This is a genomic window from Pseudomonadota bacterium, from assembly GCA_022361155.1.
Taxonomy (GTDB): Bacteria; Myxococcota_A; Polyangia; order Polyangiales; family JAKSBK01; genus JAKSBK01.
Genome location: JAKSBK010000482.1, coordinates 1 through 13,121 on the forward strand (window position 1 = coordinate 1; position 13,121 = coordinate 13,121).

At 65.1% G+C, this 13,121-nt stretch carries 8 protein-coding genes and 1 pseudogene; 3 read left to right on the plus strand and 6 right to left on the minus strand.

What is annotated here, in order from left to right; translation table 11 throughout:
• Positions 1-34 precede the first annotated feature (34 nt).
• Both MJD61_18165 and MJD61_18170 read left to right on the plus strand, forming a co-directional pair.
• On the plus strand, positions 35-5,707 hold the full coding sequence (locus MJD61_18165) for a protein kinase (protein ID MCG8557190.1): 5,673 nt from the start codon (positions 35-37) through the stop codon (positions 5,705-5,707).
• A 40-nt stretch (positions 5,708-5,747) separates the two neighbouring features.
• A complete protein-coding gene (locus tag MJD61_18170; protein MCG8557191.1) occupies positions 5,748-6,911 on the plus strand; it encodes a PhoH family protein in 1,164 nt (387 codons plus the stop codon).
• A 30-nt stretch (positions 6,912-6,941) separates the two neighbouring features.
• On the opposite strand, the gene MJD61_18175 is transcribed toward MJD61_18170, so the two are convergent.
• From MJD61_18175 to MJD61_18190, 4 genes are all read right to left on the minus strand, one after another.
• Positions 6,942-7,721, minus strand: a complete 780-nt coding sequence (locus tag MJD61_18175) for an inositol monophosphatase (protein MCG8557192.1) — start codon at positions 7,719-7,721, stop codon at positions 6,942-6,944.
• 187 nt (positions 7,722-7,908) lie between these two features.
• Positions 7,909-8,232, minus strand: a complete 324-nt coding sequence (locus tag MJD61_18180) for an HU family DNA-binding protein (protein ID MCG8557193.1) — start codon at positions 8,230-8,232, stop codon at positions 7,909-7,911.
• Between the two features lie 284 nt (positions 8,233-8,516).
• The gene (locus MJD61_18185) at positions 8,517-8,873 is read right to left on the minus strand and encodes a response regulator (GenBank protein MCG8557194.1); all 357 of its coding nucleotides are present in this window, start codon (positions 8,871-8,873) and stop codon (positions 8,517-8,519) included.
• A 257-nt stretch (positions 8,874-9,130) separates the two neighbouring features.
• Entirely contained in the window at positions 9,131-9,532 is a 402-nt protein-coding gene (locus MJD61_18190) for a helix-turn-helix transcriptional regulator (GenBank protein ID MCG8557195.1), read from the minus strand.
• A gap of 311 nt (positions 9,533-9,843) precedes the next feature.
• Here MJD61_18190 and MJD61_18195 point away from each other — a divergent pair, with 311 nt between their 5' ends.
• Positions 9,844-11,220: a leucyl aminopeptidase family protein gene (locus tag MJD61_18195; protein ID MCG8557196.1), complete on the plus strand. Its 1,377-nt coding sequence runs from the start codon at positions 9,844-9,846 to the stop codon at positions 11,218-11,220.
• 32 nt (positions 11,221-11,252) lie between these two features.
• On the opposite strand, the gene MJD61_18200 is transcribed toward MJD61_18195, so the two are convergent.
• Both MJD61_18200 and MJD61_18205 read right to left on the minus strand, forming a co-directional pair.
• On the minus strand, positions 11,253-11,888 hold the full coding sequence (locus MJD61_18200) for an ABC transporter permease (GenBank protein ID MCG8557197.1): 636 nt from the start codon (positions 11,886-11,888) through the stop codon (positions 11,253-11,255).
• Positions 11,889-12,008: 120 nt separating this feature from the next.
• A pseudogene (locus tag MJD61_18205) lies at positions 12,009-12,686 on the minus strand (glycine/betaine ABC transporter substrate-binding protein).
• Positions 12,687-13,121 lie beyond the last annotated feature (435 nt).

Sequence of the window (13,121 nt, forward strand, 5' to 3'; positions counted from 1 at the left end):
AACACGCTGCGCCAAGGACGATGCCCTGCAAGCCTTGGCAGACGCCATCGTGTTGAGCGCACCAGGGGCCGATGCTCGGCTCAAGGACCTCTCTCACGGCGCGAACGGGGAGCTGAGCCCCGGCACCCAAGTCGGCAACCTGAGTGTCGTGCGCAAGATCGGCGAGGGCGGACTGGGTGTCGTCTACCTCTGCGAGCCGGCCCAGCGCGGAGGCGCCGAGCGTGTTGCGCTCAAAGTCATTCGGCCCGAATACGCCCACGACCGCTCGGCGGTGCAGCGTTACAAGACGCTTTCAAGGCTCATGCAGTCCATGCGTCTTCCCGGTTTTGCGCCGATAGTAGGTGTCGGACAACTGGAAGATGCTCGGCCGTGGGTGGCAGCCCAGTATGTGGACGGTCAGACCCTTGCCGAGCGGGTCAACGTAAGCCGTGGTCTCGGTTTCGGGGCGGCGCTTCCGATCTTCCGCGATGTCTTGACCGCCCTGCAGGAGCTGCACACCCGGGGCATCGTGCACGGTGACCTCAAGACAGAGAACGTCCTGTTGATGTCGGGTGCCGAACCCCATGCAGTCTTGGTCGACTGCGGGACCGACCGTCTGCTTTCGCGCGTGAGCTTGAAGCAGGAACGCACCGGGTCGCTGGCATTTCTCGGCACGCCCAAGGCTCTGGCACCCGAGCTCGTGAGCGGCGGGACACCGAGCGTCGAAAGCGACATCTACGCCGCTGGCGTGTTGGTTTACGAAGTACTGGTGGGGAGGCCACCGTTCGTGGCCGATCACCCCATCGACGTGGTCGCGCAACACCTGTCTGCGCTTGCGGAGCCGCCCACGAGTCAGGTGCGCAGGGAACGCCTGCCCAAGGCCGTCGACGCCGCCGTGCTCCGGGCGCTCGCCAAGAACCCGAGACAGCGCAGCGAATCGGCAGCCGAGCTGCTGCAAGCCCTGGAGAGCGTTGCGCGCCATTCGGTGCCTCCGCCGCGCCCGGCAGCCTCCGCTCGCGCACGTTTCGATCAGGCGGCGCAGCGGCTGCGCGAGCGCCCGAGCGAAGAGGAGCGCGTGCTGGAGCTCGAGCAAATAGCCACCGAAACCGGCATGTGGGAGGAGACCGCGGAGGCCTACGCGCAAGTGGTAGCTAGTATAGAGGATCCCGTGGACCAGCTGGGCCTACGGCTGCGCACCGCGAGGATCTACGACAAGGAGCTGGACGACGCACAGACCGCGGAGCAGGCCTACGCACAGGTTCTCGAAATCGACGCGGAAAACCCCGTGGCTCTGGCCGGAATCGAGACGCTGAGGCGAGCCCGGGGCGACGCTGGCTCGCTCAGCGAGCTGCTGCTGTCAAAGATCGAGAAGGAGCAGAGCCTGCCCCGTCGTGCGGATCTGCTGGCAGAGCTCGCCGCGCTGTACGACGAAAAACTCGACGACACCGAAGCCGCGTTCGCCGCCTGGGTCCAGGCGCTCGGCGATGCTCCGCGCGACCAGCGCGCGCTGCGCGAGGTCGAACGCCTCGGCACCACGCCCGACCGCTGGCAGCTGGCGGTCGCCACACTGACCGAAGTGGCCGAGCAGCTGGCCGCGAGCTTCAGCCACGAACAGGAGGCCGGCGAAGGACTGGAGGGTGGCGAAGGACTAGAGGGCGGCGAAGGACTAGCAGGTGCAACCGGCGCTGAAGGCTCCAAACAAGTGCTGCAGCAAGCCACGCGGCGGGTCGCCTTGCTGCGCGAAAACCTGGAGGAGCTGACCCAGCGCGCCACCGAGGCGGCATCGAGACTCGAAGACACCGAACGAGCCGCCGAGGAAGCGCACCTTGCCGCCGAGCGAGCCGTCGACGCCTACGAGGCGCATCAAGCCGCAGCCGAGGCCGAAGGGGCTACCGAAGAAGCGCACCAGGCCGCGACCGAGGCGGCCAGCGTGGCAGAGGTGCGCGTGCAGGAGGCTGAAGAACTGCGCCTGCAGTCCGAGGCTGCCGCAAGCGAGGTCGAAAAGACCCAGCAAGCGGTGCAAGGTGCGCAGCGCGAGGTCGAGGCCGCGCGAGCCGAGCGCGATGCCGCCGCCGCGCGCGAAGACGAGCATGCCGAAAGAAAGACGTTGCCCGAGCACGGCAGCGCAGAAGCCGATCGCAAACAGGGGGCCGCGGACCTTGTTCAGCTTCATGTCATCCTGGGGCGCTGGTACGCCGAGCGGCTGAATCGTCCCGACCTGGCGCTGCCCGCGTTCTCCAACGCCTTATCGATCGATCCCGCCAACGAGCGAGCGTTCGATGCGATGGCGGAGATCTACCGCATCTCGCAGTCGTGGCCCGAGCTTGTGGGCGTTCTGTCCCAGCGCGCGGAGAGCGCCTCCAACCCGGTCAAGGCACGCGACTTCCGCGCGGAGGCCGCGGTGATCACGGCACAGAAGCTGCACGACATCCCCGAAGCCGAGCGCCAGCTGCGCTGGGTGTTGAAACAGGACCCCGCGCACCCGGTCGCCAGTGCGGCCTTGCGGGACCTGTTGAAGCAGCGCGGCGATAGCGAGGCGCTTACCGAGTTGTTGGCGAAGCAGGCGGTCGTGACTCAGGGACCAGGCAAGGCCGAGCTGCTCAACGAGCTTGCACAGAGCTACGAACAGCGACCCGGCAAGACGGAGGAAGCAGCCGTGCACTACGCGGCCGCAGTGGAAGCCGACCACCGTAATCTAACGGCGCTGCAAGGGCTCGAACGCTGCTACACGGAGCTAGGTAATTTCGGTCCAGTGGCGGACGTGATTCAAGCACAGTTGGAGCTCGCAGCCACGCCAAAGCAGAAAGCCGAGCTGCTGGAGCGGCTTGGAAGTGTGGCCGAGCAACGGCTCGACGATCCGCAAAGGGCCGCGGCCGCGTTCGAGCAGATCGTGGGAATCGACCCGGATCACGAGGTGGCGAACAGCGCTCTGGCGCGCATCTATCGGCGCCTCCAGCGGCTCGACGACGTCGCAGCTACCCTGGAACGCCATGCCCAGGTCACCTCGGACCACCAGCGCAAGGTGTCTTTGCTGCTTGAACAGGCCAACGTGTTGATGGCGGACCTCGGAGCGCCGGAGCGCGCCGCGCGAGTCCTCGAGCGCGTGCTGTCGTTGCACGATCAGCACCCCGAAGCACTGGAAGCCATGGCGCGGCTCAAGGCACAGTCCGGGGACGCGGAAGCTGCCTTGGAGGCGATCGATCGACTGGCATCGGGCGAAGGCGACCCCGGAAAGCGGGCCGCCTTACGAGTGCGCGCGGCGCGCCTGTTGCAGGAGCACGGGGACAAGGATCGCGCGATCGAACGCTACAAAGCTGCGCTAGCCGATGACGCCGGCACGGTCGAGGCTTTGCACGCATTGCGTACCCTGGTTGCAGAGCGCGGCGACCACCAGGGAGCGATCGAGTTGATCGAGCACGAGCTCGGCGTGACGCAACAACCCGCGGCCCAAGCACAGCTGTTCGCAGAGCTGGGTCAGCTGTACCAGAACGAGCTTGAAGAGGACGAAAAGGCGGGCGAAGCATTCATCCGGGCCCTCGAGCTCGATCCGAATTGCATGCAAGCCGCTCTAGGTGTTGGCGAGATCGGCTATCGTCGCGGCGACTACGCGCTGGCCGCGGAACAGCTCGCGCCGTTGCTCGAAGACGACTGTGGTCTCAAGCCCGGCGTCCAGCGTGACCTTTGCCTGCTGGCAGCAGACAGCTTCCAGCGCCTCGGCAACCTCGACAAGGCGCAGCAGGCCGTGCAGCGTGCCATCCAGGCGGACCCCGACAACCCCGAAGCACGCGAGCGCTTTGCAGCGCTGCTCGTCGAGACGGGGGATGCAGCAGCTGCCGAAAGGGCGTACCGCGAGTTGCTGCGGCGCTTCGAACGTAAGCTGGATGTGACACAGCGCGTGCGGCTGTTGCTGTCGGCGGGAGATGCCGCTCTCAAGAACGGCAACGTGCGGCGGGCGATCGATTGGTTCCGGATGGCAGCGGAAATCCGGCCCCAGAGTCCAGACGTGCTCGAAGCGTTGAGCCGCGGCTACCGCGAAGCGCGCCAGTGGAGCGAGCTGATAGATACCTTGCAGTTGCGAGCCAAGCTGGCCAGCGCGAGCGACCGCTTCCAGCTTCTTGTGGATATCGGGGAAGTCTTCAGCGAGCACTTGGGTGATCGCGACGCTGCCGCCACGCACTACGTCGCTGCGCTTGAGCTGCATTCCGACGATCGCAACCTCTTGACGCGACTGATGGCTCTGTACTCGGATGGTCAGGATTGGCCGCGCCTCATCGAGGTCATCCTGCGCATCGCGAAGATGATCGACGAGCCAACCCAGCTTGCCAAGTACTACAATACCGCAGCCACCATCGCTCAGAACGAGCTCGGCCGCTACCAGGAGGCTGCCGACTACTACGAGGCAGCTCTTGCAAGCGATGCGGGTTTGACCCAGGCGTTCGCCGGATTGGTCGAGTGCTTGTCGCACAATCAGGACTGGGAGCGGCTGGAGCAGACCTACCTCGCGCAGGCGCAGCGACTCGCGCAATCCGCCGAGGCCTCGGAGCTGGCCGTTTTGCATGACGCGCGGGGCGAAGTGCTCGAAAGCCACTTGGGCCGTCTCGAAGGCGCCGTGGCGGCCTACGAGGAAGCACAGCGGCTGCAGCCGGACAACCGCAAGCGCAACGAGCACCTCACCAGCATCTATACAGCCGAGCCCGCTCGCTTCTTCGACAAAGCCATCGAGGCCCATCACCGCACGCTCAGCCTCAACGCGTACAAGATCGAGTCCTACCAGGCGTTACGTCGCATCTATACAGGCATGAAGATGGCGGATGCCTCGTGGTGCCTGTGCCAGGCCCTGCGTTCGCTGAGCATGGCCGACATCGAGGAAGAGCGCTTCTTCAAGAAATATCGAACGCTTCGATTACCTCGGATCGCACAGTCGGTAAGCGAGGACATGTGGAACACGTTGATCACGCACCCGCAGCAGGAGCCGCTCGTCACGCGGATCTTCTCGGTCGTTGCTTCGTGCGCAGTGACAGGTCTCGGACAAGCTCCCGCTGCCTTCGGTGTCTCGGAACAGAAGCGGGCCGACCCAGAAAACGACTCCGCGGCGATGACCCAGATGCTCGCCTACGTCGCGGCTACGCTGCAGATACCTCTGCCGGTGCTTTACCACCGGCCCGGCGACCCTGGCGGCGTGTCGTTCCTGCTCACGGCCCCGCCCTCCATTGGCATGGGCGAAGCGGCTAGAGGGGGCGGGCCCGAGCAAGCGCTAGCCTTTGTCGCAGCCAGGCACCTATCGTTCTATCATCAGGGCCATGTCCTGCGATACGTAGTGCCCACAGGCACCGGTCTTCGGGGCTGGCTGATCGCTGCCATCAAGCTGCACACGCCCCAGTTCCCGGTACCAGCGAACTTGACACAGAAAGTGAACGCGCGCCTGCGGCTGCTGCAGGCGCAGATCATGGGCCCACAGCGCGAGTTGCTGAGAAGCCTTACTCAGCGATTGCTGCAAGAGCAACCCGAGCTGGATCTCAGGCGTTGGATCGCCGGAGTCGACCTTACGGCGGACCGTGTTGGCTTGGTCTTGGCAAACGACCTCAAGGTGTCCAAGGCAGTCATCGACGCTAGCCCCGAGGATGGCGCGGCGGTTCCTCGCAAGGAGCGTGTTCGCCAGCTGTTGTTGTACAGCGTTTCGCCGGAGTACTTCCGACTCAGGCAAGAGCTCGGCATCTCCTTGGGCTAAGGTAAGGGCCCGAACGCGAACGTGTCCGCAGGGCTCGATCGTGGTAGAGTGGTCAGTGCGCAGGCGCATGCCCACCTCGCAACCGCCCAAGCTCACATCGGTTCAAGAAAGTACCGCGATTCGCGGGGGGAGCGCGATTCACGAAAAGAACACGGCTGGCGCGGAGGGCGCGGCACGGCTACAGAGCGCCGATCGCGGCAAGAAGGCCGGGACCGTCGCGGCCGACGTCGAAGTCGCAGACACCGGGTTGCTGCTGGCGCTGACCGGTCCCGAGGCGAGGCGACTGTCGATCCTGGAGCAGGAATTCGGTATCGAGGCCGGACTGCGCGGCAACACCATTCGGCTGAAGGGGGCAGAAGGTGACGTCAGAAAGGCCGAGCGAGCGTTGGCCGAGCTCTTCGACGCGCTGCAACACGGAGCCACGATGTCGGACGCGGATATGGCGTTCAGCATCCGGACTCTGCAGCAGGATCCTGAGGTCAAGCTTCGCAATGTGTTCCAGGACGTTGTTCTCACAGCGATGCGGGGCCGCAAGGTCACGCCCAAGGGTCTCGCACAGAAACGGTACGTGGAGGCCATCCGCACCCACGATATCGTGTTTGGAGTTGGACCGGCCGGCACGGGCAAGACCTACCTGGCCATGGCCATGGCAGTCAGCGATCTGCGGCAGCAACGCATCTCACGCATCATACTGGCTAGACCCGCGGTCGAGGCGGGTGAGAAGCTCGGCTTCTTGCCGGGCGACCTGGCGGAAAAAGTCAATCCCTACCTGAGGCCGCTGTACGACGCGCTGCACGACATGATGGACCCCGAAACCGCGCACGGCCTCATCACACGGGGCAGCATCGAGGTGGCGCCGCTCGCCTTCATGCGCGGACGCACACTCAACGACAGCTTCGTAATCCTCGACGAAGCTCAAAACACGACCATCCCTCAGATGAAGATGTTTCTGACCAGACTGGGGGTATGCTCCAAGGCAGTGATCACCGGCGATGTGACGCAGGTCGACTTGCCTGAGGCAACCTCGAGCGGTCTATCCGATGCACTGCAGCTGCTGGACAACACCACCGGCATCAAATGCTGCTGGTTCACCGATCAAGACGTCGTGCGCCACGCGCTGGTCGAGCGCATCGTGCAGGCATACGACCGGCGTGATGCGGGTCAGGCTGCGTCCGCGCCGCGAGCTCCCATCGACGCGCGCTGACGTCTCCTTTTGAGGCTCTAGCAACGAAAGTCAGCTCGCGTTGAGCACGGCAAGGATCTGCTCGTGAAGCAGGCCGTTGGACACCACGATGCCGCCGCTGTCGGTCCTGGGCTCCCCATGCAGGTCGCTGTACCGTCCGCCCGCTTCCCGGACGATGCAGCAAGCCGCGGAACAGTCCCAGCGTCGATCCACTGGGCTGACCAGCGCGTCGAGCCGACCTGCTGCGACGCATCCATGAGAGTAGGCGTCCATGAACCCATACGAATAGCTCCAGCGCGCCTCCAGCGCGAGCAGTCGCGTACCAAGCGGCTCATCCCCCAAGAACGCGGCGCCGAAGGTCGAGCCCATCGCTTCTGCGAGCGCCCTGGTCGTGGACACGCGCAGCCGCTGACCATTGAGGAACGCTCCACTTCCTGCGCTCCCCCAGTAGGTCTCCCCCAACGCCGGCAGGTGAATCACCCCCACGACCGGCGTTCCGTCCACCTCCAGCGAAACCAAGGCCGAGTGGGTGGGAATGCCGCGCAGGAATGGCCGAGTTCCATCCAGGGGGTCGACCACCCAGATGCGCCCGCTGCTGCCGGCCACGGGCGGCAACTCTTCCCCTACGAGCCCGTCGTCTGGAAACGCCGCCAGCAACTCCTCCCGGATGAGCACCTCGCACGCCGTGTCCACCTCCGACACCGGCGTGTCGTCGACTTTGCGCTGCACCGCCCCAACTTCGCTGCGCCTGGCAAGCTGCAGCGCACCAGCTCGCTGCGCTGCGCGCCATGCCACCGCCAGCTCGCTGCGCCACTGGACGGCTTTACTCATGGCGTCCAATCCCGGCAATTGACCCAATGGTGCAAGCGTGACCTCGCACGCGTGCGGTGCATGGCACATCCCTCGACGGCACATCCCCGGCCAAGCGCCCAAGGGCGCGCACGCTCCGGCCTGCGGACAACGGCGGCCGTGCCTGCAGCAGGAGGTCGCGGGGGCTGTGCCTTACACCATCATGTCATTACACCATGTCTTTGAGCTTCTTGAGCGGCCGTATCTTGATCACGGTGCGCGCCGGCTTGGCCTTGAAGACGGTCTCCTCCTTCGTGAAGGGGTTGATGCCTTTGCGGGCCTTGGTGGCGGGCTTGTGGGTGGTTGTGATCTTGAACAGGCCGGGCAGCGCGAACTGGCCGGCTGAGCGCTTTTTGATGTGGCGCTCGATCAGTACGCCAAGCTCATCAAGGACCGAAGACACCTGCTTCTTGGACAGCTGGGTGCTCTCCGCGAGCTCGGTCAAGATGGCGGTCTTGTTGTAGGGCTCTTTGATTGCAGTGGTCTTGGACATGATGCCCAAACCTTACGCGACAACATTCAAGAAAAAAAGCCAATTCTGCACGCGACCGAGCCTGTTTCGCGACTAGGGCTACGCCGTGCCGAGTCTGCGATGCCGATGCCCTCCGGCTCAGGGCTCATGCCAAAAAAGCCGCTTCGTGCCGACGGCTCCGGCCACACCTCTGGCCGGTGTTGGCGAGCCTCGCGCAAGTACCGGCACCCGTAGCAGCGCTACACGGCAGCGGGGAGCGAGGAGGCAAGCCGGGCCGGAGCGAAAGACGCAGGATTGCAGGGGATTCAGACTGTTCGGCGCTCTAGCGCTGCCAGCAGGTCGCCGTTCGAAAAGGGCTTTCGGAGAAACCCGTCAACGAACGCAGGTAGCGTGGAAAGCCGCAAGGACTCGTCGCCGGACATGAGTACGCGGCGAGCTTGGGGCGCCAGCGCCTGGATGCTTGCAAGCAGATCGAGTCCAACCGGCTCGGGCATCTCGTAGTCCACGATGGCTACGTCGATGGCGCTGTTCCGGATCAGCGAGAGGGCCTGCTCAGGTCCCTTGGCGATCTGGACTCGGTGCTTGGCACTCAAGGAGCGGCGAAGGCAGCGAAGCATGCTCTCCTGATCGTCCACCACCAACACGTTTAGGCGCCCACTCATCTCTGATCCACCGTCCAAACGCTCAAGCTCAACAAAAACCGGGTCCACCCCAGGGACCATCCACCTTTGTTGGCTTAGCAAAACATGCCCATTGGGCAATACGACATGACCTGCCGGGCAAACGTGGTCCCTCGACATCATGCCGACTACGCCTGCGCGCTTCGACCGCGGATCGGCCGCCACCGCAGCCGCTCCGCCAGGCTGTTGCCCATCGATGGGGTAGCCCGCAGTGGGCGGCCTGTGCAGGCCATGCGGGGCTAGCGGGTGCGGCGTTGATCGCCACGGCTCCGTTCTCGGCGCTTGGACCGGTCGCGTCGCAATGACTCGCGCAGCTGGCGCAAGCGCTTGGCTATCCCGATCAGCAACTCGACGTCGGACGCGGGCAACGTAGCGGCGATCTGACCGAGCTCCTCTACGACCCCGCTGGCGGGCGCTTCGGTATAGCCTTCGGCGCTGCGTAGCACGTCGGCCACGCTCACACCGAGCGCCCCGGAAAGGTTCGCGAGCGACTCCAGGCGAGCCTGCCGCTTGCCAGCCTCGATACGGGCCACGTACGAGGTGGTGAGCTTCGCAGCTTCGGCCAGCTGCTCCTGCGTCCAGTCACGCCGTTTGCGTAGCTCCGCGATCCTGCAGCCGATTTCCTCGTAAATGGTTCCCATGGAGCCGTGCCCCATAGGTATAGCCGCGCTGACCACCGGGCCATGGCCCATAAGACAATTGCTGGTTGCCCACGAGTCATGCGTCGACCCTGACTAGCAGCCAGCCACCTCGGGTTTCAATGACCCTTTGGGGTTAGGGCACGCCGGATGGAAGCGGAAGCGCGCCCCCGCGCCACAGCCCCCCGCGACGCGCAGCCACACCAAGCCGGCCAGGACGCGACTGGTCACGGCGCCGGGTATAACCGGCACGCGGCGCGTGGTCATCGAGCACGTGAATTGAAACGGGGACATCGCTGTGCGATACACGATGCATGATACCTTTGACGGGCAGCAGCACCTCCGGAGACCAGCCGCATCCGATCTTCGTGGTGGCAGAGGAGGACTACGGGCAGTGGAAGGCCGCTCAAGACACGCGCGTACAGAACTGGTTGGACAGTCGTGGCTTTCGACCGAACGCGAACGCATGGTCGGCGCTGCCCGGAGAGGGGGGAGCGCTCACCGGTGTGCTCGTCGTCGCGAACGAAACGCCGAGCATGTTCCAGCTCGCCGAGTTGGCGAGCATGCTGCCCGCGAAGCCCTTCCGCGTAGCTACGAACGTCTCCGAGCCCACGCTGGCCCAGTGGAGCCTGGGCTGGTGCCTTGCCGGTTACCACTTTGGGCGTTACCGCAAAGCCGAAACGGAGGCTCGCGCGACGCTCTGCGTCCCGGAGCAAGTGCGGCAGGCCAACAGCAGGGCTTGCGCGGCCACATTCCTGGTGCGGGACCTGATCAACACGCCGGCGTCCGACATGATGCCCGAGCACCTGGCCGACGCGGCACGCACGGTCGCAGCCGAGCACGGCGCTCGGTTCAGCGAGACGGTGGGCCAGGATCTGCTGGCGCGAAACTACCCTGCCATCCATGCGGTGGGTCGCGCGAGCAGCCACGAGCCTCGTCTGATCGAGCTCGGATGGGGTAGCGAGGAACATCCGAAGCTCACCTGCGTGGGCAAGGGCGTGTGCTTTGACAGCGGAGGTCTGGACATCAAATCGGCCGCCGGAATGAGGCTGATGAAGAAAGACATGGGAGGGGCCGCGCATGTGTTGGGCTTGGCCCAATGGATCATGTCGGAGCAGCTTCCTGTGCGCCTGCGCGTGCTCGTTCCGGCGGTGGAAAACGCCGTTTCGGGCCGCAGCTACCGGCCTGGCGATGTCGTTGCCACCCGCGGCGGATCGACGGTCGAGATCCACAACACGGACGCCGAGGGTCGCGTGGTGCTTGGCGACGCGCTGCACGAAGGCGCCAGCGAACAGCCGGATCTGCTGCTCGACTTCGCGACGCTGACGGGCGCCGCCCGCGTGGCCCTCGGAACCTCGTTGCCCGCGCTGTTTTGCAACGACGACGCCACGGCTCGCGGGTTGCTCGAGAGCGGCCACAGGCAGTTCGACCCGTTATGGAGGCTGCCGCTGCACTCGCCCTATCGGGAGATGCTCAAGAGCGACGTCGCGGACCTGGCTAATGCGGCGTCCGCTCCCTATGGTGGGGCCATCACCGCGGCCCTGTATCTGCAGCACTTCGTGGACACCGTGAACTGGGCGCACATCGATCTCATGGGTTGGAACCTGGAGGGCAAGCCGGGCCGCCCCAAGGGCGGGGAAGCCATGGGGCTGCGCGCGGTTTTTGACTACGTGAAGCGCCGCTACGCCTAACGAGCTCCTGTCCACAATGGCGCCAGAGCCGCTTACGTCCTCACGCCACGGGGGATGAGCGCTCGCTCCACGTAGCCCAAGACGAAGTCGGCGCACAGGGCGAGCATGGCCGCGGGCAAGGCCCCCGACAGAATAAGGTAGCTGTCGTTCAGCTGCAGTCCGGTAACGATGGGGTCGCCCAACCCACCCGCGCCGATGAACGCCGCCAGCGTGGCGACGCCGATGCTGATCACCGTAGAGGTTCTGATGCCGGCCATGATCGCGCGTGTCGCCAGAGGCAACTCCACCTTCGCGAGCAGCTCCCTATCCCTGAGCCCCATGCCCCGGGCAGCCTCCAGGAGATCGGGGTCGACATCTCGGATTCCGCTGTAGGTGTTGCGGATGATCGGAAGCAGCGCATAGAGACACAGGGCTGCGACCGCGGACCGGGCGCCGAGGCCCAGTCCCGGTACCGGGATCATGAACGCCAGCAGCGCCAGGCTTGGGATGGTCTGAAGGACGCCCGCCCCGCCCATGACTACAGGTACCAACCTGGTCTTGCGAGTCAGCACGATCCCGAGCGGTACTGCGACGATCACGGCGAGGGCAACGGCGAGCACGGTCAGGCCGAGGTGCTGTAGTGCCAGCCGAAGCGTGACATCCCTGCGCGACCATAGAAACGGAAGCAGACCACTGCTGGCCACAGCCCGCGGACCTTGGGCCCGATCGACCGCAAGCAGACCGTGCGCGCTCAGAAAATCGCGCGCGACCCCGGAAAAGGAGCCGCCCCCCTCCTCGACGCGGAAGTTGAGCTCCCGCATCGTGTCGTCGTCGATCAGAAACCCGAGCTCGTTCAACAGGCTGCGGAGCTCCGGATGCCGCTCGAGCGTCGTGTTGCGAATCAGGGGCGCGCAATCGTAGGGCGGAAAGAAGTGCCGATCGTCCTCGAGGACGCGGATCGGATAGCGCAGCAGTTTCCCGTCGGTGGTCCAGGTGTCGATGAGGTCCGTCTTGTTCGTTTGCAGCGCCTGGTAGGCGAGCCCGTGCTCCAAACCCCGTAGATCGCCCAGCTTGAGGTCGTAGGCGCTGGCGAGGCCGGGATAGCCGTCCTCACGCTTGAGGAACTCGTGGCTAAAGCCCGCGCGCAGGCGATCCTGGTGCCGCTTCAAGTCTGAAATCCGCTTGACCTCGAGCTCCTCGGCCAGACCCTCGTGCATGGCCAGCGCGTAGCTGTTGCTGAAGCCGAAAGGGTGCAGCCAGGTGCTCTGGTAGCGACGCTCGAAAGCCTCGGCGACATGCAAGAAGGCTTGCAGCGAATCGCTCACGCGTTCGGTGCGTCCGAGATGGATGCTCCATCCCGTCCCTGTGTACTCGGGATACAAATCTATCTCGCCGCCTTGCAGCGCGGCGAATACCACCGTCGTACCGCCCAGGTTGACGCGTCGCTGCGCCCGCAGGCGTGTCCGCGCCTCGATGAGCTGGGCCATGATTTCGCCGAGCAAGCGGTTCTCGGTGAAGTTCTTGCTCCCCACCACGATGACTGGTCGCGGCTCGGATCGGCGCTGGGCAAGCGTCATCTGCGCGCTCGACAACACGCACACGACGGCGAAAGTCGCCAGCGCGCCGCCCTGCACAGCCGCAGCCGATCGAGTCACCCTTGCACCGAACCCAGCGCGACGGGCGGTAGATAGCGACATCAGCCGAACGGGCCTCGATGCAGGTCTGGTTTTGCTGAAATCCATAAGGGCCCGCGGGAGAATAACTCGTGTGTTTCGGCGAGGACTGGGCGCCGCTGGCGAGGCGCGACGACGAGGAGTACTGGGAATACTCTGAGGAGGAGCAACACGGCCAGCGCTGGTCAGAACCGGCGAAATGGATGAGCTCTTCTTCCGCGGGCCCTGAGTGAAGGCGAATGTGGGTGC